This is a genomic window from Exiguobacterium sp. s127 (assembly GCF_018618695.1).
GTDB lineage: Bacteria > Bacillota > Bacilli > Exiguobacteriales > Exiguobacteriaceae > Exiguobacterium_A > Exiguobacterium_A oxidotolerans.
On sequence record NZ_JACSMO010000002.1, the window covers coordinates 87,873 to 111,888 of the forward strand.

Consider the following 24,016-nt stretch of genomic DNA (forward strand, 5'->3'; position numbering starts at 1 on the left):
TTATTTTTCATGATTGTATTGATCGCAATCAAAGAGTCACTTTGGCTCGTAGGTGTGATTTGTCTCGTTTTGACCATTAAAAGCTGGTCTTTTACTTCGACACGCCTTGTCTTGATGAGTCTGTTGGTCGTAGTGCTCATCGTGTACGGACAAGATTTCGTTGATACGACACCGATTCAGACAATTGATATTTTGGACGCGAAGCAAAATGGAGATCGGATTCGGTACCTGGCGACTGCGAATCAACAGGAGTTGATCGTTTCGGCGACGCTAGATGAACATCAGGATCTCGATTACGAGCGAATTGGAAGACGATGTCAAGTCGAACTGACGGAAAAAATGGTTTTACCCCGTGTCAATCGTGGCGGCTTTGACGAGGCGCGCTGGATGCGTACAGAACGATTAGCAGGAAAATTCGAAGTGAAAGAATGGGGATCGTGTACCGATACACCTGGATTTGACGCGCAGGGACGCAGGATGCGCCAAGCATGGATGGACCGGATTGAACGACTTCCGGCGAAACAAGCCTTGTATATCGAAGCGCTCGTGCTAGGTGAGGACCGATTGATGGATCAGTTGACGCTTGATCGCTTCAAGAAGTTTGGATTGTTACACGCAATCGTCATTTCAGGTTCACATATCGCCTTTTTGATTTTTACGATATTATGGATTTTGAAAAAGTGCCGATTGACGCGTGAACGAAGAGCGGAATTCGTCCTTGTCTTATTACCGTTATATGGTTGGCTGACGGAATGGAGTGCGCCGGTCACGCGTGCAGTCTGCGTCGCGTTCATCTTGATGCTCTATCAGCGTCTCGGACGACGGACAGACCCGCTCCTCGTGGTTGCCTATGTTGCAGCAGCGCAACTCGCCTATTCTTATACGAGTCTTTATGATATCGGCTTTCAGTTGACTGTCGGACTAACGATTTTTTTATTATTGTCGCGCAAGATCTGGCAAAAAGTAAAACGTCCTTGGAACTGGTTGTTAATTAGTGTCTGGGCGCAAATCTTAACGAGCCTAGTCTTGCAAATGGCGGAACAAACGGAAGTTTCGCCATGGTCGCCTCTGTTGAACCTCGTCATTGGAGCCTGGATCGAATGGATCATCCTTCCGCTTTCCTTTCTAGTAGGCTTACTCTTGTTTTTCCCAGTCACGGATACATTCATGACGCTCCACGAGCGAGCAGTTGGTGTACTTGATCTTGCCCTCGCGCAAGCGGAGCAGTTACCTGTTCCGACCGTTGCTGTCCACTTATTGTCGTTACCACTCTTTTTGCTCGTTATAGTCGTCGTCTTAATCGGATGGTATGTAGCGGAACAAAAGTGGTGGGGGCATCTTCTTCCCGTCTGTGCTCTCCTTCTTGGAAGTGTATCGATGGATTTAAGGACGGAAGAACAGGTGATATTTCTCGACGTCGGTCAAGGCGATAGTACGGTAATCGAGAAGGATGGAGAAACGTTCGTCATCGACACAGGCGGGGCGTTTACGTTATCACAACGTCCCACGTTACGTCCGTTCGACCCTGGTAGTCAAATCGTTGCGCCTTTTCTTCATACGCGCGCGGAGACAGTAATCGACGGACTCATCTTGACTCATGCTGACAATGATCATATTGGAGGTGTCATCGGGTTATTAAAGAAAATTCGTGTCGATACGATTTATTTCGGAAGATACGATAATCAGGATGAAAAGCGGCATCGTTTGCTGGAGCAGATTGAAGCGACAGGGACCAAAGTGGAGTTCGTCAAGGCAGGGCGAGAGATACGACCTTGGCTTACTGTTGTTGCACCTGACGAATCAGAAGCAGAGGAGAATGACCGTTCCATCGTGTTGCTTGCGGACGTTGCAGGAAAACGGGTTTTGTTGACGGGTGACGCGAGCATTGAACAAGAAGAAGGTTGGAACCTTGGACCAATCGATATTTTGAAAGCGGGTCATCATGGCTCGAAGACGTCGACGGGACTCGACTTGTTGCAACAAACGAATCCAGAAACAGTCATCATCTCCGCGGGACGGAATAATCGTTATGGTCACCCGCATGAAGAAGTGTTAGATCGCATCGGAAATCAGCGGACGATTTGGCGGACGGACAGGGACGGGATGATAACTTGTTCTTCAGCAGGCTGTGAAGCTATGATAAAATAAAAAACAGCAACCCCCCAAGGTTGCTGTTTTAGTGATTATAGACTTAAGAATTTGATTAAAACGCCAATGATGAATAAAACGGCGAAGAAACCAAATGAAGCGCCAAAACCGACGGCTGAGTCAAGCGCGTCATTACGTTTTGATTGAATATCGTTTTCAAACGCATTTTCACTTGGTGGGCGTACTGAATGTGCCATGCTGCATTCCCCCTTAATAGATTCCGCTTCTAGTATAGCGGAATAAAAGAGGATTATCTATGATGAAGTTAAGAACAAACTGTGAAATGTGGTGGGAATGATGAAAACACCTTGGCTTGTCAACGGAAAGTTGGCTAACCTTTATTTATTATATGGGACGGAGCGTCATCTTTTAGAGGAGTGGGAACGTGAAATCGTGAAGGCGGCATTACCAGATGGCGAACGATTTGACTACATGAAGATCGATTTAAACGATCAGCCTCTCGATGCCGTGTTAGATGAGGCGGAAACAGTTCCTTTTTTAAGTGATTACCGTGTCGTGGTTGCAAAACCAGCGACTTTTCTGACGGGCGCGAAAGATAAAAAAACGCATAACGTTGATCGATTAGCGGAATATGTCTTACAACCGGCAGATTATGCAGTCGTCGTTTTAATTGTCGAAGCGGAGAAACTGGATGAACGAAAAAAAATCGTCAAGCGGTTGAAAGATCGTGCGACGGTCCTCGAAGCAAAAAAGCCGACTTCGGAAGAATTATTCCGCTTTACGATGGGTACTGTTAATGACAAAGGATACCGGATGGAGCGACCGGCAATTGAACGGTTAATCTTTTTGACAGGAGAAATGTGGGGAACGCTAGCGCATGAGCTCGATAAGCTGATGCTTTATGCAGGCGATCATCCGACGATTGAATTGGCGGATGTTGATTTGTTAGTACCGCGGACACTTGAAGACAATGTCTTTCAATTGACGGATTACTTAATGAAACGTCAACTTGAGCCTGCGATTCGCCTGATTCGTGACTTAGAAAAGCAAGGTCAGGAAATATTAGCGCTGCTCGGTTTGATGGCACGTCAGTACCGAATGATGTTACTGTCTAAGCGCCTGGCGGAACAAGGTTATGGTGAACGACAAATTGCTTCAAAGGTCGGGGCGCATCCATATGCGATTAAATTAGCATTGCAGTCCGGGAAACGATTTACGTTCGCCCAACTCGAACAAGCATTAATCACCATCACGACGACTGATGAAGGGATGAAGACTGGGCGTGGTGATAAGCGAATATTGTTTGATTCACTAATCGTCCGACTAGCGACTTTGTGAGGAGCTGACTAACTAATGGAAATTCGAATGATTCAAGCAACAGAAGTGATTCCACTTCGTCATGGCGTCTTACGTCCGCATCAACCGATTGAGGCGTGCACGTATCCGGACGACTTGGCGACAGATACGTTTCACCTCGGAGGCGTCAAGGACGGTAAAATTGTCGCAATCGGCTCATTTGCAAAACGGTCATATGATACAGCTCCCGAATTGACATATCAATTGCGAGGAATGGCGACGAGTCCGGATGTACGTGGTGAAGGATACGGGATTGCATTGCTTGAAGAAGCACGACGAATTTTAAAGGAACGGCAAGCTACTGGTTGGTGGTGTAATGCCCGGCTAGTCGCAGTTCCGTTCTACGAACGATTTGGAATGAAGATTGCGAGTGAGCAATTTGAAATCGAAGGAATTGGTCCGCATCACGTGATGGTCGATCGATTGACGTATTGAAACGAAGTATTCAAATCAACTGAGACTGACTCGAAAGGAAGCATTCTTTTGGAGTCGGTCTCTTTTTTAAGCACAAAAAAATCGCCACCGGGGAAGCCCCTAGTGGCGATCGATCACCGTATTCTTCGGAAAGAATTAAAGTGCGTTTACGAGTTTAGCGAGACGTGATTTGTCACGACCAGCTTTGTTGCTGTGGATAAGACCTTTAGCAGCAGCTTTGTCGATTTTCTTAGACGCTGTGTTGAAAGCTACGAGCGCTTGCTCTTTGTTACCTTCAGTAGCGAAAGTTTCGACTGCTTTGATAGCTGAACGCATTGACGATTTACGTTGTACGTTAGCGACGCGGCGTTTTTCAGCTGTTTTAACACGCTTGATTGCTGATTTAATGTTAGCCATGGATGATTCACCTCCAAGAAAACTCATTCGAGATTTATATTCGCATATCTGCATTTATCGTTCAACAGAACAAACACAATTGTAGCAAACGTTTTTCTTAAAAGCAATAACAGCTCTAGGGTTTCTTTGGATTTTTGTTTTTCGGTAAAACAAAACGGGATGGTACAGCTCGTCTGATTTTTGTTATAATGAAGCGTATGTACGTTTGAATATAAGGTAAGGTGACTATAAACATGAATAATGCAGACCGTTTAAAACGGCAAAAGAGCATTCGGAACTTCTCGATTATCGCCCATATCGACCACGGGAAATCGACGCTCGCTGACCGTATTCTAGAAAGAACAGGCGCTTTGACGTCACGTGAAATGAAAGACCAAACGCTTGATGCCATGGATCTCGAACGGGAACGTGGAATTACAATCAAGTTGAATGCCGTCCAATTGAAGTATACAGCAAAAGATGGTGAGGAATATATCCTCCATCTGATCGACACACCTGGACACGTCGACTTTACTTATGAAGTTTCGCGTTCACTCGCAGCGTGTGAAGGTGCTGTTCTCGTCGTCGATGCGGCGCAAGGGATTGAAGCACAAACACTCGCGAACGTCTACTTGGCGTTAGATAACGATCTTGAAATTTTACCGATCATCAATAAAATTGACCTGCCGTCGGCGGATGTCGAACGTGTTCGTCAAGAAATCGAAGATGTCATCGGACTCGATGCATCTGAAGCGGTTCCGACGTCAGCAAAAGCAGGAATCGGAATTGAAGAGATTCTTGAACAAATCGTCGAAAAAGTGCCTGCACCAACCGGTGATCCGGCTGCACCGCTTGAAGCGTTAATTTTTGACTCGTTCTATGACCCGTACCGTGGTGTTGTCGCATCAATCCGAATCGTCAACGGAACGGTCAAAGTCGGTGATAAAATTCGTATGATGTCGACCGGTAAAGATTTCGAAGTCTTAGAACTTGCCGTTTCGACACCAAAGGCACTTCGTCAACAAGAATTAACGGTCGGAGATGTTGGTACATTGTCAGCGTCGATTAAGACCGTTGGAGACGTCCGAGTAGGGGATACGATTACACTCGCGAAACAACCGGCAATCGAAGCGTTGCCGGGTTACCGGAAAATGAATCCGATGGTGTATTGTGGACTGTATCCAATCGATGCCGCCCGTTACAATGATTTACGTGAAGCGCTTGAGCGTCTCCAGTTAAGTGATGCAGCACTCGAGTTCGAGCCGGAGACATCGCAAGCACTCGGATTCGGTTTCCGCTGTGGATTCCTAGGTATGTTGCACATGGAAATCATTCAAGAGCGAATCGAACGTGAGTTCAACATCGATATGATCACGACAGCACCGTCGGTTATCTACAACGTGACGACGACGTCTGGCGAAGTCTTGCATGTCGACAACCCGTCGAAGATGCCCGATCAACAAAAGGTCGAGTTCATCGAAGAACCTTTCGTCAAGGCAGCTGTCATGACGCCGAACGACTATGTCGGGGCAATCATGGAACTTTGTCAAAAGAAACGTGGGACGTTCATCGACATGGAATACATCGATACGACACGTGTTAAAATCACGTATGAGTTACCGCTTTCAGAAATCGTTTATGATTTCTTCGATCAATTAAAATCGAGTACAAAAGGATATGCTTCACTGGATTACGAATTGATTGGCTACCAACAATCACGCCTTGTGAAGATGGATATCCTATTGAATAACGAAAACGTCGATGCCCTGAGTTTCATCGTTCACCGTGATTTTGCGTACGAACGTGGGAAAGTCATCGTTGATAAATTAAAAGAATTGATTCCACGGATGCAATTCGAAGTGCCGATTCAAGCTGCGGTCGGGACAAAAATCGTTGCGCGTTCGACGATTAAAGCCCTTCGGAAAAACGTTCTCGCAAAATGTTATGGTGGGGATATCTCACGAAAACGTAAATTGCTTGAGAAGCAAAAAGAAGGTAAGAAGCGCATGAAGATGGTAGGCTCGGTAGAGGTACCTCAAGAAGCCTTCATGTCGGTTCTGTCGATGGATGAAGATTAAAGTCAAAAGGGGGCGTTTAACGCACCCTTTTTCTTGTTTATATAGAAAGGATGAGGCGAAATGACTCCACGCGCCGCATATGTCCACATTCCGTTTTGTGAACATATCTGTTACTACTGTGATTTCAATAAAGTATTTTTAAAGAATCAACCGGTTGCGGAATATTTAGATGCGTTAGAACGTGAAATCGAACTGACACTACAACAATACCCGACCGATCGACTTGAAACGATTTTCATTGGTGGCGGAACACCGACTGCCCTGAACGAACAACAGATGCAACGTCTGATGGACATCATCAGCAAACATCTCTTGCCGCTGACGGATGAGACGCTTGAATACACGGTCGAGTCGAATCCGGACGGCGTATCGCCTGAAAAACTCGATATCATGAAAGCGGGTGGTGTCAACCGTGTCAGTTTCGGTGTCCAGTCGTTTGATGACGGATTGCTTGAACGGATCGGTCGGACGCACCGGGAAGCGAAAGTCGCAGAGACGCTTGACGAAGCGGCTAAACGGTTTGATAACATTTCCGTCGATTTGATGTTCGGCTTACCGAATCAAACGCTTGAGCAAGTTAAATACGATGTCGAGCGCGCCCTTCGCTTACCGATCACCCATATTTCGTCGTACTCGTTAATTTTGGAACCGCACACCGTGTTCGCGATTCAAGAACGAAAAGGAAAACTCCCGTTACCGACACAAGATCTTGAAGCAGAGATGTATCGTTTGATGATTGAGACGATTGAAGCCGGTGGTTTGAAACAATACGAAATCTCGAACTTCTCGTTACCGGGGAAAGAAAGTCGGCATAACCGGGTCTACTGGGAAAATGATGAGTATTACGGTTTCGGCGCAGGCTCGCATAGTTACATCGCTCAAACACGTCGCGCGAACATCGCACCGATTCCGCATTACATCAAGGCGGAAGGTTTACCGGTCCGCAACGAGACACCACTGACACGTGTCGAGCGAATGGAAGAAGAGATGTTCCTCGGACTTCGGATGAAACAAGGGGTGTCAATCGAACACTTTGAGCAAAAGTATGGGATAGCGTTAGATGCTGCTTTTGGTAAAACAATCACGAAGTTATTGCCGCGCGGATTAGTCGAACGGACGGATACACACTTGCGATTAACGGAGGCGGGTGTCCCGCTTGCGAATGAAGTATTCGCCGAGTTCATCGGTGAAGCGGAAGTTGAATGATTTCAGGACGACAAAAAAACCAATCCACAGTAGCGGGATTGGTTTTTTGCGTACAGACAACGTGCTATTGGGAGATAAAAGCGTCTTTTCTCGTTATTTTCCTCGTACGCGTCTATTTTTTAGATTTTCTTGCGAAATAAGCAGTCGTTCCGATGATGGCAATGAACAACCAAACGAACACACCGGCCATCGCAAACATCTCAAGCATCTTGATCATCCTTTTCATCATTTGTTTCACTGTATCGTATAATGGGAAACTGTTCAAAGGGTTCAGCAAATCTGTTGACATCATTTCCACTATTCCTTATAGTAAAGATGTAATTAGCACTCGTTAAAAGTGAGTGCTAACAAAATAAGGTGGTGAAGAAGGTGCTGACGGATCGTCAATTGTTGATTTTGCGTGCAATCGTCGATGATTATATCAAAACCGCTCAACCCGTCGGCTCACGGACGCTCTCGAAACGAGACGACGTGACGTTCAGTTCCGCGACCATTCGAAATGAGATGGCGGACCTCGAAGAGATGGGATTGATTGAAAAACCGCATACTTCTGCGGGACGAATTCCATCTGAGCTTGGATATCGATTTTATGTCGATCATCTGATTCGTCCGGAAAGCATCTCACCGCAAGAGGCAAAAGCATTAAAATCATTATTTGCCCATTCCGTGAATGAAAATGATCGCTTGATCAGACATACGGCGGACTTGTTGAGCGAATTGACGCATTACACGACACTTGTATTAGGTCCTAAAGAAGAAGGACAACGGCTCCACCATTTAGAATTAATTCCGTTAGCAGAAGGACGCGTCGTAATCGTTCTCGTAACGGATACAGGTCATGTTGAGCATAAGACACTTCAGTTAGCGGAAGCTCTCTCACGTGAGGCAGCGAGTCGACTGATGGAACGTCTGAATAAGACGTTACGAGGAACGCCACTGAGCAATCTTCGTATTCGTTTGCTGGAAGAAATCAGACGTTTTCGTTCCGAACATTCGGAGCAGACGTCGTTACTTTCGAAAGCACTCGATATCGTTTTGATGGATCAACAGGATGAGCGTCCCTTGATTTATCTGGGTGGGAAAGCAAACATGTTCGACCAACCGGAATTTCAAGACGTCGCCAAACTAAGACCTGTCTTAGAATTGATTGAACAGCAGGAAGCATTGTTTGATTTCTTGAGTCCGAATCTCGATAATCAAATCTTGATTACAATCGGAAGTGAAAACAATGTCGATGCCCTGAAGGATTGTAGCGTGATTCGTGCCCATTACTCCGTTGATGGCGTTTCGCTCGGGACACTTGCGCTGATTGGTCCAAAACGGATGGATTATAATCGAGGCATCAATTCGATCATTCATCTTTTGCAAGCATTCCAAACCGAGCTGCGTAAGAACAGCTTGGATTGAATATAGAAAGGGGCTCGATTCAGAGTGGAAGAAAAAGAGCAGAATCAAAACCTCAGTAATGAAGAAACAACCGAGCAACAAGCAGAAACAGTTGAAGTAACAGAAGAGGAACTCGTGCAAGCGGACCTCGTCGAAGAAGAAGCAACACCGAATTTTGAAGCGCAACTTGCTGAAGCAAAAGCATCAGAATTACGGTTGCGTGCCGATTTTGATAACTTCAAGCGCCGTAACCGGATTGAAGCAGAAAATCGTGCGAAGTATTCATCACAATCTATCGTCGAGAAGTTACTCCCACTCGTCGATAACCTTGATCGCGCACTTCAGATTGAGTCTGACAACGAAGAAACAAAGTCCGTCTTAGCGGGTGTCGAAATGGTCAAGCGTCAGTTAGCCGAAACCCTTCAAAACGAAGGTGTCGTTGAAATTCCAGCGGTTGGCGAAGCCTTTGACCCGAATCTGCATCAGGCAGTCGTTCAGGAAGCAAGTGACGAATTCGAGTCGGGCATCGTAACGGCTGAATTCCAAAAAGGGTATAAGTTACATGACCGCGTGATTCGTCCAAGCATGGTCAAAGTCGCAGAGTAATCTCGAATCATCCGAAACACAACAATTAACTAATCGAAGGTGAGGAATTTATCATGGCAAAAATCATTGGTATTGACTTAGGTACAACGAACTCATGTGTAGCAGTAATGGAAGGCGGAGAGCCGGTCGTTATCGCAAACGCAGAAGGTAACCGTACGACACCATCTGTCGTCGCTTTTAAAAACGGAGAGCGTCAAGTCGGGGAAGTCGCGAAACGTCAAGCAATCACGAACCCGAATACAATCATGTCGATCAAACGTCACATGGGTACAGACTACAAAGTTGAAGTTGAAGGAAAAGATTACACGCCACAAGAAGTATCAGCAATCATCCTTCAAAAGTTGAAAGCGCAAGCTGAAGATTATCTCGGTGAAAAAGTAACGGAAGCGGTCATCACAGTTCCTGCTTACTTCAACGATGCAGAACGCCAAGCAACAAAAGACGCGGGTACAATCGCTGGTCTTGACGTAAAACGGATCATCAACGAGCCGACTGCAGCAGCACTTGCATACGGACTTGAAAAAGGCGAAGACCACACAATCTTGATTTATGACCTTGGTGGCGGTACATTCGACGTTTCAATCCTTGAACTTGGTGATGGTGTCTTTGAAGTTGTTTCAACAGCCGGTGACAGCCGTCTTGGTGGAGATGATTTTGACCAAAAAATCATCGATCACCTTGTTGCAGAATTCAAAAAAGACAATGGTATCGACTTAGCGCAAGATAAAATGGCACTTCAACGTTTGAAAGATGCTGCTGAAAAAGCGAAGAAAGATCTTTCAGGTGTCTCTTCGACACAAATCAGCCTTCCGTTCATCACGGCTGGCGCAGCAGGTCCACTTCACCTTGAAATGACGTTATCACGTGCGAAATTCGACGATTTGACTGCTGACCTCGTCGAGCGGACGATGGAACCAACGCGCCGTGCCCTTAGCGATGCTGGTATGTCACCAGATAAAATCGATAAAATCATTCTTGTCGGGGGATCAACACGAATTCCTGCAGTCCAAAAAGCAGTTCAAGACTTCACAGGTAAAGAATCATTCAAAGGCGTTAACCCGGACGAAGTGGTTGCCCTCGGTGCAGCAGTTCAAGGTGGCGTATTGACTGGTGACGTCAAAGACGTTGTTCTTCTTGACGTAACACCACTTTCACTCGGAATCGAAACAATGGGTAGCGTGATGACGAAGTTGATCGATCGTAACACGACGATCCCGACATCGAAATCACAAGTTTTCTCTACAGCAGCTGATAACCAGCCGGCAGTAGACATCCACGTCCTTCAAGGGGAACGTCCGATGGCAACAGATAACAAAACGCTTGGTCGTTTCCAGTTGACAGACATTCCACCAGCACAACGCGGCGTGCCGCAAATCGAAGTTAAATTCGACATCGATGCAAACGGAATCGTTAACGTATCGGCGAAAGACCTCGGTACAAACAAAGAACAATCGATCACAATCCAATCATCAAGCGGCTTGACTGAAGCGGACATCGACCAAATGGTCAAAGATGCTGAAGCGAACGCAGATGCAGACAACAAACGTAAAGAAGAAGTTGAACTTCGTAACGAAGCCGATCAACTCGTCTTCGCGACAGATAAAGCAATCAAAGACCTCGGCGAACAAATCGATGCTGCCGATAAAGAAAAAGCAGAAGCTGCAAAAGAAAAAGTAACAACGGCTCTTGCTGGAGAAGACATCGAAGCGATTCGTACGGCGAAAGATGAATTATCAACAGTCGTTCAAGAACTCACACAAAAAGTCTACGAAAACATGGCTCAACAACAAGCTGGCGCTGAAGGCGCACAAGCTGACGGACAAGACGACAACGTCATGGACGCAGAATTTGAAGAAGTAGACGATAAAGACAACAAATAATTCGAATCGACCGATTTTTCGGGCGCTAGAGAGAGCCAAAGCGTGATCCGCGCTTTGGCTCTTTCCATGTCGCACGAAGTTCGGTAAAATCAAACAGTATGAAGTGAATCGGAGCCAAAGAGAGGGAGACTGAACGTGGAAAAACGCGATTATTATGAAGTGTTAGGTGTTGCACGCGACGCCTCAGCAGCAGAAATTAAACGAGCTTATCGGAAACTCGCCCGGACGTACCATCCGGATGTCAATAAAGAATCAGATGCCGATGCAAAATTCAAAGAGATTTCGGAAGCGTACGAAATTTTGTCTGACGACAATAAACGAGCACGTTACGATCAGTACGGTCACCAAGATCCATCGCAAGGTGGTGCAGGATTCGGCGGCGCAGAAGGATTCGGGGACATCTTTGACATGTTCTTTGGTGGTGGTGGACGCCGTCAAGATCCGAATGCACCGCGTAAAGGACAAGATCTCCAGTACGTAGAAGAAATTGATTTCATGGAGGCATTCTCGGGTGTTGAGAAAGTCATCACGATTCCAATCGAGGAAGATTGCGAAACGTGTCATGGATCAGGTGCAAAACCAGGGACGCACCCAGAAACATGTAAACGTTGTGCTGGATCAGGTCACATCAACGTCGAACAAAACACGATGTTCGGTCGTGTCGTCAACCAAACAACATGTTCGACATGTCACGGGCGTGGACAAATCGTCAAAGAACCATGTGAAACATGTCGTGGTGCAGGTCGTGTCCGTAAAAATAAAGACGTTCGTGTCAAAATTCCAGCAGGGATCGACAATGGACAACAAATTCGCTTAGCTGGTAAAGGGGAAGCAGGCGTCAACGGCGGACCGTTCGGTGATCTCTACGTCGTCGTCCGTGTCCGGGAACACGAATTGTTCGAGCGCGTTGACGATCATATCGTCATGGACATGCCGTTAACATTCGCTCAAGCGACACTCGGGGATGAAATCGAAGTGCCAACCGTTCATGGAAAAGTTAGCTTGAAGATTCCGGCCGGTACACAAACTGGATCACGGTTCCGCCTTCGTGGTAAAGGGATGCCGAACGTTCGTTCAGGTCATCATGGTGACCAGTATGTCAACGTCGTCCTTATCACACCGAAGCATTTGACAGATCGTCAAAAAGAAATCTTACGTGAATTCAACGAAATCAGTGATGAAAAAGGTGTCGAAGAGCAGCATGAAGGTGTCTTTGGCCGTATTAAAACATTCTTTAAAGGGTGATTCGCTAAAGGAGCGTGACAGGAAATGAAATGGTCAGAAGTTTGTGTCCATACGACACAAGAAGCAGTCGAAGCAGTCTCGAATATTTTACATGAAGCAGGAGCGAGTGGTGTCGTCATCGAGGATGTCGAAGATTTCGAGATGATGTCGCATCGTGAAGACAACTTCGGTGAAATTTGGGATGAGAAAAAACGAGACGAATATCCGGATACAGGTGTCCTCGTCAAAGCTTATCTTGCGGAAAGTAGCGATTTGACGGATATGATTAAAGGAATCGAACGTGATATCCAGATGCTGACGCAGTTCGGACTGACGATCGGTTCAGGTACTGTCACGCTCACACAAGTCGATGAAGAAGACTGGGCCCATTCGTGGAAACAGTTTTATAAACCGGTCAAGATCAGCCGTCACTTGACGGTTGTTCCGATGTGGGAAGACTATACACCACAACCGGATGAAAAAATCATCGAACTTGACCCGGGTATGGCGTTTGGGACAGGAACGCATCCGACGACAGTTCTCTGTATTCAAGCGATTGAAAACTACTTGCAAGAGCAAGATCGCGTCGTCGATGTCGGGACGGGTTCAGGTGTCCTCGCAATCGCCGCTGCGAAACTGGGAGCAAAAGATGTGTTCGCGCTTGATTTAGATGAAGTCGCTGTTAAATCAGCGACGGATAACGTGGCACTCAATCAAGTCAGTGACCGGATCACAGTCCGTCAAGGTGACTTGATGAAAGCATTAAATGAGCCTGTCGAATTGATTGTCGCAAACATCTTAGCTGAGGTCATCTTATTGTTTGTGAACGATGCCTACGAGCTGACACTGCCAGGCGGGCACTTCATTGCTTCAGGCATCATCAGTCAGAAGAAAGACATGGTTGTCGAGGCGATGACCGAGGCCGGCTTTACGATTGTTGAAACAACAAAACTGGAAGACTGGGTCGCAATCATTGCGAAACGCGAGGCCTGAGCCGATGCAACGATACTTTGTAGAACAGGCAGCTCGCTCGGGAGAACGGTTTACCTTGCAAAAGGATGACGCCCATCATATGAAAAACGTCATGCGGATGGATGTCGGGGATGAAATCTTGGTCCTTGATGGAACCGGCCTATTTCGTTGTGCGCTCGAAGAACTCGACAAACAACAGGCCATCGCACGGATTGTCGAGTCGTCATCAATCGATACAGAATTACCGATTCGGGTGACGCTTGCTTACGCCTTGCCGAAAGGTGATAAAATCGAGCTTGTCGCTCAAAAAGCGACCGAACTCGGGATGAATCAACTACTCATTTTTGAATCCGCCCGTTCGGTCTCGAAATGGGATGCGAAAAAGGTCCTGAAAAAAATCGAGCGTCTTGAAAAAATCATCAAAGAAGCATCCGAGCAATCCTACCGTGCTCACTTGCCGCAAGTTGACTATGTGACGTATGATGAAGTCCTACAAGAAGCACCGCAATATACGGCATGTTTAGTCGCATACGAAGAAGCAGCGAAAGAAGGCGAAGCTACGGCTTTTGCCTCGACCCTTGCGCGGCTACAAGCAGGGGATTCACTCCTCGTCGTGATTGGTCCTGAAGGTGGACTGACGGAGACGGAGGTAACACGGTTGACCGATGCCGGCTTCTTACCGGCATCACTCGGACGACGGATTTTACGGACGGAAACGGCGCCGCTGTATGTCCTATCCGCCGTATCGTATCATTTTGAACTGAAAGGGTGAACGAAATGGCTACTGTTGCCTTTCAAACGCTTGGCTGTAAAGTCAATCATTATGAGACAGAGGCCGTCTGGCAGCTGTTTAAAGATGCAGGTTACGCGCGTGTCGATTTTGCAGATCATGCAGACGTCTACGTCGTCAATACATGTACCGTTACGAATACGGGTGATAAAAAAAGTCGTCAAGTCATTCGACGGGCGATTCGTCAAAATCCAGACAGTGTCATCTGTGTAACGGGTTGTTATGCACAGACATCGCCTGCTGAAATCATGGCGATTCCAGGGGTTGACGTCGTCGTCGGGACACAAGACCGCCACAAGATGATTGGGTACATCGAACAGTTCCGCGAAGAACGGATGCCGATTAATGCAGTTGGGAACATCATGAAGGCAAAAGTCTACGAAGAACTGGACGTTCCAGCGTTTACGGACCGGACACGTGCTTCGCTGAAGATTCAAGAAGGCTGCAATAATTTTTGTACCTTCTGCATCATTCCATGGGCACGTGGGTTGATGCGTTCTCGTCAACCGGAAGATGTCTTAAAGCAAGCACAACAGCTCGTTGATGCCGGTTACAAAGAAATCGTCTTGACGGGGATTCATACGGGTGGCTACGGTGAAGATTTGAAAGACTATAACTTAGCGAAGTTACTCAAAGCACTCGAGTCCGTCACAGGTCTTGAACGCCTTCGGATTTCTTCGATCGAAGCGAGTCAAATCACGGATGAAGTGTTAGACGTCTTAAAGGATTCGCCAATCGTCGTCCGACACTTGCATGTTCCGATTCAGTCAGCATCGGATACCGTTTTACGGCGGATGCGTCGTAAGTACACGATGGCGGAGTTCGGGGAACGGATCACGCGTCTGAAAGAAGTGTTACCGGACTGTGCCATCACGTCAGATGTCATCGTCGGTTTCCCGGGTGAGACGGAAGAAGAATTCATGGAGACGTTCAACTTCATCAATAATCATAAGTTCAGTGAGCTGCATGTCTTCCCTTACTCGAAACGGACAGGGACACCAGCTGCGATGATGGACGATCAAGTGGAAGAGTCGATGAAAGAACAGCGTGTTGCGCGTTTGATCGCTTTATCGGATCAACTCGCAAAAGAATATGCTTCAAAATACGAAGGGGAACTGCTTGAAATCATTCCGGAAGAGTTTTCGGAAGAAGCAGGCGGTCGTCTCGTCGGTTACACGGACAATTACTTACGTGTCGCGATCGAGGGAGACGAATCTTTGATTGGTCAACTCGTGCGCGTCAAAATCAATAAAGCCGGCTATCCAATGAATGACGGACAATTCGTCCGCATCATGGAGACATTAAAAGAACAAGCGATCTGAAATGAGTTCGTCTTCCTGCTTCAGGGAGGCGAACTTTTTTAGCGAGTAGACAACGTGCTACCGGGAGATCAAGCGTCTTTATTCGTTGCTTTCCTCGGGCGAGGCGCAAGCCGTTGCTCCTTGGTCCTAACGGACAACGAGCAGGGTCTTGCCTGCCTCTGAAAGTGCGTTGAAAACGCACTTTTTCCCGTAGGAGTCAACGAAACGTGACGCTTTTTAGGTAATATCTTGAAAAAAAGCCAGACAAGCAGACGACGATTTAGAGCGCAATCCGTCGCGACCCTGCATAGCTTTGCTATAGTGGCGCGGAAGATTGCCGCTTTGAAGACGAGGCGAGACAGGGAAGCGCGAACGGATTGCCTCTCGATATCGCATGTTCACGCTTCATAACAGGCTGTACGAAATAAATTATTTTGTTTTCAAGTAACGTATACGCTACACTGAGGAAAGATTCTAACAAGAGAAAGAGGACAACCTATGCGAATTAATAAATTCATCAGTGAAACAGGATACTGCTCAAGACGGGCAGCGGATAAATTAGTCGATGCCGGTCGCGTCACAATCAACGGTGTCGTCGCGGAACTCGGTTCACAAGCGGAAGCGACGGATGCCGTTGAAATCGATGGACAGCCGCTCCAAACAAAACCGACGCTTGAGTACTTGATTTTGAACAAACCGGTCGGCATCACATGTACGACCGAACTCGACATCGAAGGAAATATCATCGATTTCGTCAATCATCCGAAACGGATTTTCCCGATCGGGCGCTTAGACAAAGACTCAGATGGACTGATCATTTTGACGAACGATGGGGACATCGTCAACCGGATTTTACGGGCAGAGAATAATCACGATAAAGAATATATCGTAACGGTTGATGCCCCGATCACAGAGACGTTCATCGAAGGAATGGCGAGCGGCGTCGATATCCTTGGAACGACAACGAAAGAATGTATCGTCGAACAACTCGAGTCACGGACATTCCGAATCGTCTTGACGCAAGGCTTGAACCGGCAGATTCGTCGCATGTGTAAAGAATTTGGTTACCGCGTCAAACGGTTGCAGCGGGTCCGTATCATGAATATTGAGTTAGGTGATTTACCGATTGGTGAATGGCGTGACTTGACGGAGTCAGAAATGAAAACCTTATTTACGACGCTCGATCAGGAATAACGAAAAAGTCGCCATGATGATGGCGGCTTTACTTGTATACATAAGGAGGTTCATTGTGGATAAACGGGGAATGAGCGCGACGTTCGTCGCCTACGTGATTGGCGGGTTGTTACCGATTTACAAATTATTTGCAGACACTGTTCCGGCATGGACGGTCGTGTCGATTCGCATCATCAGTGCGTTCATCTTCGTCACACTATTATTACGTTTGTCCGGCAAATTTACGCAAGTCGGTCGATTATGGCGGAATAAAAAACAACGTCTGACCGTTTTAGCTGCTGGTCTTGTCCTCGGTGGGAATTGGACGCTCTATCTCTATGCAATCGGTGAAGGGTACATCGTCGAATCGTCGCTCGGCTATTACATCAATCCGCTCGTCAGCGTATTGTTTGGGTTGTTATTTTTCCAAGAACGTTTGAACCGGCCCCAATTGATTGCCATCATCAGTGCCATCATCGGTGTCTTGATTTTGACATTCGGCTACGGGAAGTTTCCAATCATTGCTTTTTCGCTTGCTGTTTCGTTTGCTTTTTATGGTGTGTTAAAGAAAAAGGCAGCGGCAGAACCGTTATCAGGGTTATTCCTAGAGACGTTAGTGACATTACCGTTCGCGTTGTTGACGCTTGGTGTGACGGGAGCGAATCCGCTCGCTTTACCGACCGGAGCCTTGATTGCCATCATCATGCTTGGTGTTGCGACAGCTGTTCAGTTGATGCTGTTTGGGTACGGTATGCCGAAGATTCCATTTGTATATGTCGGTATCTTGCAGTACATCGCACCGACGTTGACGTTAGTACTCGGTGTCTTTTTGTTTAATGATGTGTTTACATCGATTCACTTCGTGGCCTTCCTGTTCATCTGGATTGCCGTCGCACTGTTTACGATCAGTGGTTTATCGGCAGGACGAATGAAGATGAAAAAGGTCTCGTAATTCAGAAAAGAGGAATGGAACGATGAATAAACCTGGCCTGTTTGCCACATTAGGAGCATATGTCATTTGGGGATTACTTCCGATTTATTGGAAGCTGTTAGCTAGCGTCTCAAGCGAGGAAATACTCGCCAATCGGATTGTCTGGTCGTTTTTGTTTTTATTACTGTTATTGTATTTCCAAAAAGCATTACCTAAATTGACGACGGCGTTTAAAAATCAACGGACACGAAGATTGTTTTTCTTGAACGGAATCATCATTAGTATGAATTGGTTTATCTACATCTGGGCAGTCAACCATAATTTCATCGTCGAAGCCTCGCTTGGCTACTACATCAATCCGCTCGTCAGCATCGTGTTCGGGGTGTTCTTCTTTAAAGAGAAATTGTCACGGATTGAATGGATTGCAATTTTGCTCGCGACGATCGGTGTCTTGATTTTAACAATCGGTTATGGCGAGTTCCCTTGGATTTCGCTTGCGCTCGCATTTAGTTTCGGCTTTTATGGTGTCGTCAAGAAACAACGTCCGCTCGAAGCGACGGTCAGTCTGACACTCGAAACGCTCGCACCGCTACCGCTCGCACTCCTTTTTATCAGTTATCTTGGTGTACAAGGAACGTCGACCTTCTCGCACACACCGTTCGTCACGGCAGGATTATTGTTGACAGGTGTAATCACGGCCGTACCGTTACTTTTATTCGGTTTTGGTGCCCAACGGATCCCATATACAGTCGTCGGTTTTCTACAGTTTGTTGCTCCGACGCTATCACTTGCCATCGGTGTTCTCTTGTATGATGAACCCTTTACACGTACACACTTGGTCGCGTTTACATTTATTTGGTCGGCTGCGCTCGTCTTTACGTTAAACAGTTTATTGATTCGAAAAAAACAACTGCGGAAAGTAGCGTAAAAAGATAGAAGTCTGACCTCTTGCGTGATAGAATAGAAAAAGAGTATAAGGGATATCCTTAAGGAGGAAAACTAATCATGAACTTAGCAGCTATGATCGACCACACGGCACTCAAGCCGGAAACATCACGCGCCCAAATCGAAACACTTTGCAAGGAAGCACTCGAGTACAAATTTGCTAGCGTCTGTGTCAACCCGACGTATGTCGCACTTGCAGCAGAACTTTTAAAGTCTGACGACGACGTTAAAGTTTGTACAGTAATCGGTTTCCCACTTGGTGCGAACACACCAGAAGTCAAAGCTTTCGAAACGAAAGATGCGATCAAAAACGGTGCAACTGAAATCGACATGGTTCTTAACATCGGCGCACTAAAAGACGGTGACGTGGAACTCGTGGAACGTGATATCCGTGCAGTAGTCGAAGCGGCGAATGGTACACTCGTTAAAGTCATTTTTGAAAACTGCCTCTTAACAAAAGAAGAAATCAAAACAGCTGCTGAACTTTCAGTCAAAGCTGGAGCGAACTTCGTTAAAACATCAACTGGTTTCTCAACTGGTGGTGCAACGGTTGAAGACATTCGCCTCATGCGTGAAACAGTGGGACCTGACATCGGTGTGAAAGCTTCAGGTGGCGTTCGTGACTTCGAAGGCGCTAAAGCGATGATCGATGCTGGTGCATCACGTATCGGTGCATCTGCTGGTATCGCCATCGTAACAGGTGGTTCTTCAGACAGCGATTATTAATTCGCAATAAATACATCATCAGACACGTCTTTCCTATGTTAGGAGGGGCGTGTTTTTTTGTTGTCAGGAAAATTCTGAATTTAATCTAGCTATTAAGAAGTCAGACATCACTTCCGATAATCAGATGTAGAACGTTGGAAGGAAGTGTAGAGATGTTGAAACACTGGAAACTAGCAATGCTTGCGACGACGATCAGTTTAGCAGGTTGTGGAAGTATCATCGACGATCCAGATCAAGCAGTGAAGGAACGTCAAAAAATGGCGGTTGTCTTATCAGATGTCGGTCTTGGTGATCAATCGTTTAGTGATGCCGCGATGAGTGGGATGGCCTTACTACGTGAAAAAGAAGATTGGTTCATTGATTATCGTGAACTAGGGGAAACGAAAACATATAAAGTGGCGTTTGATACGTTGGCAAAAGAGAAGCCGACCGTCGTCGTCGGATTAGGTTTTATGGGACAAGCGGAATTAGAAGAAGTCGCGAAACGTTATCCATTGCAACAATTTGCGTTGATTGATGCCGTATCAGAACTACCAAATGTCTTATCGGTTACATTTAAAGAAGATGAAGGCAGTTATCTTGCAGGAGCTGCTGCTGCGCTTCAATCGGAAAATGAGACGATTGGGTTTGTTGGAGGAATGAAGTCGCCTTTAATCGAGAAGTTTGAAAAAGGATACACGGCAGGAGCAAAAGCCGTCAATCCGGACATCAAAGTTTTAGTCGATTATGCAGAAGACTTTGCAGCACCCGAAAAAGGACGGACGATTGCGAACGATCAAATGAAACAACAAGCAGATGTGTTATTTGCCGCAGCTGGTTTGACGGGCAGTGGTGTCCTCGAAGCAGCGCAAGCAAAAGGCAATAAAGCGATTGGTGTCGATAGTGATCAGACGGCAATTGCGCCTGACGCCGTCATGACCTCGATGTTAAAACAAGTCGATCTCGCGATCACGACGATTGGCGATACGGTAAAAGAAAAAGGGTTACAGTCGGGTCAAATCGTGCTCGGTGTCAAAGAAGGTGCGATTCAACTAGCCCCGATTCGAAATGTAACGTTTTCAGAGAAAGATTTAAAGCAACTTGAGCAACTGAAACAAGATGTATTAGAAGGGAAGGTTGACGTACAATGACGTTACGGACACGCTTTTTAATTTCGACACTCGTGACGATCATCAGTGTCGTTGCCTTGATGGGATGGACGTTGGTTGAACTCCGGCAAATTCAATCGTACAACGAAGATTATGGAAAACAGCTTGTCGAAATCTCGGAACTTGAAACAAAACTACTGTACGAACAAGCCGCATGGAACCGTCTTGCAACTCAACCGTCTGACAGTCAAGTCGAGCAAGTACTCGCTTTAAGTCAAAAGAACGAGAAGGCGCTACAGTTGCTTGAAAAAACGTATTTAATTGATGCATTTAAAACGGAAATGGACCGGGCGGAAGCAAAATATACTGCGTTATCAGCTGAACGAAATGATTTGGTCGAGGGGCGTAACCCGATTGAAATCCGATCATATGCTGCCCGAATCGAGGGTGTACTAAGTGATTTGTATACACTACATACAAAAAACGGTGAGTTTTATGATGTACTGCAACAAGAAGCGAAGGACCAGACCGTCAATTTGACACGGACTGTGTTAATCGCAACGTTTGTTTTATTGATTGCGTTAGCACTATATAATTGGTATTTCGCACGGAGCATTACGCGTCCAATCAGCCGTGTCGTTAAAACAGCGGAGCAAATTTCGGCTGGTGATTTATCGGAGCAACTGGAGACGTCAGGACGAGCAGATGAAATCGGTCGTCTCGAGTCAGCGATTGCGCAAATGCAACAAACGTTACATGGTGTGATTGGGACGATTAGTCATACTTCGAATACAATCAGTCAAATGAGTGAACAGGCAACGTCTGAAAATGCGAACATCGTCGAAGTGTCTGGTAATATGACGCATGCGATCAATGAGATGGCGAGCGGAACACAGACAGTATCGGATGATTTACAGACGACGGTCAGTACGATTACAGACATGAGCTCCTCATTCGACCAAAGTGAACGTCGGGCTCAGCTTGCATTAAGCCAAGGTCAAGTCGCAGACACGACGATGGGGCAGAGTGCTTCGGTCATGGAAGAACAAACAGCCTCACTCGCTGCGTCGACGGTTCAAAACCGCGAACTTGGACGTCAGCTAGAAGGTTTCCTTGAACAGACACAACAAATCGAAAAAATGGCAGAACTTGTTTCAGGTGTCTCGGCGCAGACAAACCTCTTATCCTTGAATGCAGCGATTGAAGCGGCAAGAGCCGGAGAAGCAGGACGTGGCTTTGCCGTCGTCGCAAGCGAAGTGAAAAAACTTGCGGACGAGACGCACCAAGCGACACGATCAATCTTCTCACTCGTACGTTCGATTCGCCAAGATGGTGCTGTCTTGCAAGAAGCATTGTTGCGTTCTGAAAAAGAACAAGAGAATCAGGTCGCAAACTTTGCTCAAGTCAAATCGGCATTCGAAGAGACGCGGAAAAATGTAGCCGATGTCACTGAAACGCTCAATTACGTGACATCACAGCTTGTCCGCTCGAAAGAACAAGCGAATGATGTCGTCAATCAGGTCAGTTCGGTTAGTGGCGTAATGGAAGAGTTAGCGGCAGGGAATCAAGAGGTCGCAGCTTCGATGCGTGATCAACAAGCTTCGTTCGAGCAAATTCATCAATTGATGTTAGAGCTCGAGACGACAACAACATCACTTGATCAACAAACAAATCAATTTAAAATTTAATGACCTCTCATGTTCTCAATATAAAAAATAAGCCCCGACACATCAATCGACGTGTCGGGGCTTATTCATTTTAAAAGAAACTTTCTGGGTTTAGTTCGTTTGTCCGTCCGTTCGCATTATATTGGTAGCCACCTTCATGAATCTCGAAGTGAAGATGGGGACCGGTTGAATTCCCCGTACTACCGAGTTTTCCGATTTGTTGGCCTTGCTTGACTTGTTGTCCTTGTTTAACTGTCAAGGCATTCATATGCGCATAAACAGTCGTATATGTCTTACCACCGATGTTGTGTGCGATATAGACATGATTACCATACGGACCACCGGAGCTTGCTTGAATGACAGTTCCAGCAGCTGATGCGACGATTGCAGAATTGACCGGTCCAGCGAAATCGGTCCCGTTATGATAAGCATAGCCATTATTTCCGCTCGCGGCACCCATACCTTGTGAAATGGAACCGTTCGCAGGTTTGATGAATTTTCCGGTTGCATTTGAGATAACTTTCGTACTTGCTTTACTGATTGAAGCAGGTTGCGCCGATTGCGCGGCTGCTTGTTTTTTAGCTGCGAGAGCAGCGGCTTTGGCTGCCGCTTCTTGTGCCTTAAGTTGAGCAGCGGCCTCTTTTAGACTTAAGATGTTTGATTCGATTGAACGCTTTTGTTTCTTCAAGCGTTTTAATAAGGCTGTTCGTTTGTCCTTTTCAGCATTCAACTCGTGTTGCTTCTTTTTTAGAACTTTCCGGTCATGGATGAGTGCGGTACGTGTATCTTCAAGTTCTTGTTTTGCTTCTGCCAACTCTTGTTTACTCGTTTCGTAATCTTTTAATAATGAAGCATCACTTTCGGCAATCGTATTGAATGCGTTGAAGCGACTGATCATATCACCAATGTCTTCTGCACCGAAGACAGCTTCGAGCAATGGATCTTTATCAGATTTAGCTTGTCGAACTGCCAGCCGATCGCCGAGCATTTTTTCTTGTTTTTTGATTTTCTTCTGTAAAGCTGTAATCTTTTGTTTAAGTTTCGTTAACTGACGTTCATTTTGATCAATCTTTTGTTCATTTTCGACGACTTGAAGCGTCAATCCATTGATTTGTTGGTCAATCGCGTAAACTTTCTCTTGGGCTTTCGATAATTGTTGATTGTTTTCGTCGAGTGCTTCTTTTTGTTTTGATTGTTTTTGTTCGTTTTGTTGTTGTTTGTCTTTATATGAAGTCGCAGCACCTACGGATGTAACGAATGGTGTTGTGAGAAGTGTGAGTGTCATCAGGGAAATTCCCATTGAGTGCATGAAAGATTTTTTCATAAGTGAATCGATCAGTCCTTCCTTGTTGTTGAGTGATACTTGTACTACTCTAACAACAATTTTTACGGAGGGACGTTACAGTTTATTTAAAATAATAAGGAAAATAATGATAGAAAGGATGTACTTTTTATGAAAATAATTGATAAGTATCGTAAAGAAGACAATGAAAAGACTGGTATAAAGCGGTAAAAAAGGAATGGTAGACGTGATAGAAAGATAAAATTCAATAAAAGACCATTGATATGTTTTTGTAATATTTTATATTCATTATTAAAAAGTGGTTTGATATATGAATGATTTGGTTATTTAAATTAGTTTTGGACTAAATGGTCAGACACAAAAAAAGGAATTACTTTTTTAAGCGCTTTGCTCGGCAAGACAAGATACGTTGGGACTTTTTCCTGAAGGAGTCACGTGAAACAAGAGGGGAGAATGCAATAACTC

The 24,016-nt window shown here is 45.9% G+C and carries 22 protein-coding genes; 18 read left to right on the forward strand and 4 right to left on the reverse strand.

The features are described 5' to 3' along the window. Positions 1-9 precede the first annotated feature (9 nt). Positions 10-2,148 (forward strand): DNA internalization-related competence protein ComEC/Rec2, encoded by a 2,139-nt coding sequence (locus KNP98_RS03530; RefSeq protein WP_251135133.1) that lies wholly within the window; start codon positions 10-12, stop codon positions 2,146-2,148. 35 nt (positions 2,149-2,183) lie between these two features. On the opposite strand, the gene KNP98_RS03535 is transcribed toward KNP98_RS03530, so the two are convergent. Continuing rightward, on the reverse strand, positions 2,184-2,345 hold the full coding sequence (locus KNP98_RS03535) for a YqzM family protein (RefSeq protein WP_029332892.1): 162 nt from the start codon (positions 2,343-2,345) through the stop codon (positions 2,184-2,186). Between the two features lie 100 nt (positions 2,346-2,445). Between KNP98_RS03535 and holA the strand changes: the two genes are divergently transcribed. Both holA and KNP98_RS03545 read left to right on the forward strand, forming a co-directional pair. Next, positions 2,446-3,447: a DNA polymerase III subunit delta gene (gene holA / locus KNP98_RS03540; protein WP_214807470.1), complete on the forward strand. Its 1,002-nt coding sequence runs from the start codon at positions 2,446-2,448 to the stop codon at positions 3,445-3,447. 15 nt (positions 3,448-3,462) lie between these two features. Further along, entirely contained in the window at positions 3,463-3,900 is a 438-nt protein-coding gene (locus KNP98_RS03545; RefSeq protein ID WP_088836521.1) for a GNAT family N-acetyltransferase, read from the forward strand. A gap of 135 nt (positions 3,901-4,035) precedes the next feature. Here KNP98_RS03545 and rpsT read toward each other — a convergent pair whose 3' ends face one another. Further along, entirely contained in the window at positions 4,036-4,296 is a 261-nt protein-coding gene (gene rpsT, locus KNP98_RS03550; protein WP_014969761.1) for a 30S ribosomal protein S20, read from the reverse strand. A gap of 233 nt (positions 4,297-4,529) precedes the next feature. Here rpsT and lepA point away from each other — a divergent pair, with 233 nt between their 5' ends. Beyond that, on the forward strand, positions 4,530-6,353 hold the full coding sequence (gene lepA / locus KNP98_RS03555) for a translation elongation factor 4 (protein WP_029332895.1): 1,824 nt from the start codon (positions 4,530-4,532) through the stop codon (positions 6,351-6,353). A 60-nt stretch (positions 6,354-6,413) separates the two neighbouring features. After that, a complete protein-coding gene (gene hemW, locus KNP98_RS03560; protein ID WP_088836523.1) occupies positions 6,414-7,559 on the forward strand; it encodes a radical SAM family heme chaperone HemW in 1,146 nt (381 codons plus the stop codon). Between the two features lie 112 nt (positions 7,560-7,671). Here the strand turns inward: hemW and KNP98_RS03565 are convergent, their stop codons facing one another. Further along, a complete protein-coding gene (locus KNP98_RS03565) occupies positions 7,672-7,851 on the reverse strand; it encodes a hypothetical protein (RefSeq protein WP_088836524.1) in 180 nt (59 codons plus the stop codon). A 77-nt stretch (positions 7,852-7,928) separates the two neighbouring features. Here KNP98_RS03565 and hrcA point away from each other — a divergent pair, with 77 nt between their 5' ends. The 13 genes from hrcA to KNP98_RS03630 all read left to right on the forward strand — a co-directional run bounded on the left by hrcA (position 7,929) and on the right by KNP98_RS03630 (position 22,269). After that, a complete protein-coding gene (gene hrcA / locus KNP98_RS03570; RefSeq protein WP_214805130.1) occupies positions 7,929-8,966 on the forward strand; it encodes a heat-inducible transcriptional repressor HrcA in 1,038 nt (345 codons plus the stop codon). A 24-nt stretch (positions 8,967-8,990) separates the two neighbouring features. Further along, positions 8,991-9,551: a nucleotide exchange factor GrpE gene (grpE, locus tag KNP98_RS03575; RefSeq protein WP_029332899.1), complete on the forward strand. Its 561-nt coding sequence runs from the start codon at positions 8,991-8,993 to the stop codon at positions 9,549-9,551. Between the two features lie 53 nt (positions 9,552-9,604). Beyond that, on the forward strand, positions 9,605-11,431 hold the full coding sequence (dnaK, locus tag KNP98_RS03580) for a molecular chaperone DnaK (protein WP_088836525.1): 1,827 nt from the start codon (positions 9,605-9,607) through the stop codon (positions 11,429-11,431). A gap of 135 nt (positions 11,432-11,566) precedes the next feature. Next, a complete protein-coding gene (gene dnaJ / locus KNP98_RS03585; RefSeq protein WP_088836526.1) occupies positions 11,567-12,676 on the forward strand; it encodes a molecular chaperone DnaJ in 1,110 nt (369 codons plus the stop codon). A 24-nt stretch (positions 12,677-12,700) separates the two neighbouring features. Then, the gene (gene prmA / locus KNP98_RS03590) at positions 12,701-13,648 is read left to right on the forward strand and encodes a 50S ribosomal protein L11 methyltransferase (protein WP_029332902.1); all 948 of its coding nucleotides are present in this window, start codon (positions 12,701-12,703) and stop codon (positions 13,646-13,648) included. Between the two features lie 4 nt (positions 13,649-13,652). Further along, positions 13,653-14,399 (forward strand): 16S rRNA (uracil(1498)-N(3))-methyltransferase, encoded by a 747-nt coding sequence (locus tag KNP98_RS03595; RefSeq protein WP_214810707.1) that lies wholly within the window; start codon positions 13,653-13,655, stop codon positions 14,397-14,399. Positions 14,400-14,404: 5 nt separating this feature from the next. Beyond that, complete coding sequence (gene mtaB / locus KNP98_RS03600) at positions 14,405-15,739, forward strand: tRNA (N(6)-L-threonylcarbamoyladenosine(37)-C(2))-methylthiotransferase MtaB (protein WP_214802707.1); 1,335 nt, start codon at positions 14,405-14,407, stop codon at positions 15,737-15,739. 477 nt (positions 15,740-16,216) lie between these two features. Continuing rightward, the gene (gene rluF / locus KNP98_RS03605) at positions 16,217-16,912 is read left to right on the forward strand and encodes a 23S rRNA pseudouridine(2604) synthase RluF (RefSeq protein WP_088836530.1); all 696 of its coding nucleotides are present in this window, start codon (positions 16,217-16,219) and stop codon (positions 16,910-16,912) included. 55 nt (positions 16,913-16,967) lie between these two features. Further along, positions 16,968-17,843, forward strand: coding sequence for an EamA family transporter RarD (gene rarD, locus KNP98_RS03610; protein ID WP_029332906.1), 876 nt, complete (start codon positions 16,968-16,970; stop codon positions 17,841-17,843). A 22-nt stretch (positions 17,844-17,865) separates the two neighbouring features. Then, positions 17,866-18,750 carry an EamA family transporter RarD gene (gene rarD / locus KNP98_RS03615; RefSeq protein WP_214810709.1) on the forward strand — a complete coding sequence of 295 codons (885 nt, stop codon included), beginning with the start codon at positions 17,866-17,868 and terminating at the stop codon, positions 18,748-18,750. A 77-nt stretch (positions 18,751-18,827) separates the two neighbouring features. Continuing rightward, positions 18,828-19,493 (forward strand): deoxyribose-phosphate aldolase, encoded by a 666-nt coding sequence (gene deoC / locus KNP98_RS03620; protein ID WP_029332908.1) that lies wholly within the window; start codon positions 18,828-18,830, stop codon positions 19,491-19,493. Between the two features lie 152 nt (positions 19,494-19,645). Further along, complete coding sequence (locus KNP98_RS03625; protein ID WP_088836533.1) at positions 19,646-20,623, forward strand: BMP family lipoprotein; 978 nt, start codon at positions 19,646-19,648, stop codon at positions 20,621-20,623. Beyond that, positions 20,620-22,269, forward strand: a complete 1,650-nt coding sequence (locus tag KNP98_RS03630) for a methyl-accepting chemotaxis protein (protein WP_088836534.1) — start codon at positions 20,620-20,622, stop codon at positions 22,267-22,269. The genes KNP98_RS03625 and KNP98_RS03630 overlap by 4 nt, the downstream gene beginning before the upstream one ends. Before the next feature lie 70 nt (positions 22,270-22,339). Here the strand turns inward: KNP98_RS03630 and KNP98_RS03635 are convergent, their stop codons facing one another. Beyond that, positions 22,340-23,533 (reverse strand): murein hydrolase activator EnvC family protein, encoded by a 1,194-nt coding sequence (locus KNP98_RS03635; RefSeq protein WP_239456840.1) that lies wholly within the window; start codon positions 23,531-23,533, stop codon positions 22,340-22,342. Positions 23,534-24,016: the final 483 nt, after the last annotated feature.

Bases quoted from the DNA above. Each gene is read 5' to 3' on its own strand.
- KNP98_RS03635 (WP_239456840.1), bottom strand. From the start codon at position 23,533: ATGACACTCACACTTCTCACAACACCATTCGTTACATCCGTAGGTGCT.
- KNP98_RS03565 (WP_088836524.1), bottom strand. From the start codon at position 7,851: ATGATGTCAACAGATTTGCTGAACCCTTTGAACAGTTTCCCATTATAC.
- deoC (WP_029332908.1), top strand. From the start codon at position 18,828: ATGAACTTAGCAGCTATGATCGACCACACGGCACTCAAGCCGGAAACA.
- rarD (WP_214810709.1), top strand. From the start codon at position 17,866: ATGAATAAACCTGGCCTGTTTGCCACATTAGGAGCATATGTCATTTGG.
- KNP98_RS03595 (WP_214810707.1), top strand. From the start codon at position 13,653: ATGCAACGATACTTTGTAGAACAGGCAGCTCGCTCGGGAGAACGGTTT.
- KNP98_RS03535 (WP_029332892.1), bottom strand. From the start codon at position 2,345: ATGGCACATTCAGTACGCCCACCAAGTGAAAATGCGTTTGAAAACGAT.
- holA (WP_214807470.1), top strand. From the start codon at position 2,446: ATGAAAACACCTTGGCTTGTCAACGGAAAGTTGGCTAACCTTTATTTA.
- lepA (WP_029332895.1), top strand. From the start codon at position 4,530: ATGAATAATGCAGACCGTTTAAAACGGCAAAAGAGCATTCGGAACTTC.
- KNP98_RS03530 (WP_251135133.1), top strand. From the start codon at position 10: ATGATTGTATTGATCGCAATCAAAGAGTCACTTTGGCTCGTAGGTGTG.
- dnaK (WP_088836525.1), top strand. From the start codon at position 9,605: ATGGCAAAAATCATTGGTATTGACTTAGGTACAACGAACTCATGTGTA.
- KNP98_RS03630 (WP_088836534.1), top strand. From the start codon at position 20,620: ATGACGTTACGGACACGCTTTTTAATTTCGACACTCGTGACGATCATC.
- KNP98_RS03625 (WP_088836533.1), top strand. From the start codon at position 19,646: ATGTTGAAACACTGGAAACTAGCAATGCTTGCGACGACGATCAGTTTA.
- prmA (WP_029332902.1), top strand. From the start codon at position 12,701: ATGAAATGGTCAGAAGTTTGTGTCCATACGACACAAGAAGCAGTCGAA.
- KNP98_RS03545 (WP_088836521.1), top strand. From the start codon at position 3,463: ATGGAAATTCGAATGATTCAAGCAACAGAAGTGATTCCACTTCGTCAT.
- rpsT (WP_014969761.1), bottom strand. From the start codon at position 4,296: ATGGCTAACATTAAATCAGCAATCAAGCGTGTTAAAACAGCTGAAAAA.
- mtaB (WP_214802707.1), top strand. From the start codon at position 14,405: ATGGCTACTGTTGCCTTTCAAACGCTTGGCTGTAAAGTCAATCATTAT.
- rluF (WP_088836530.1), top strand. From the start codon at position 16,217: ATGCGAATTAATAAATTCATCAGTGAAACAGGATACTGCTCAAGACGG.
- hemW (WP_088836523.1), top strand. From the start codon at position 6,414: ATGACTCCACGCGCCGCATATGTCCACATTCCGTTTTGTGAACATATC.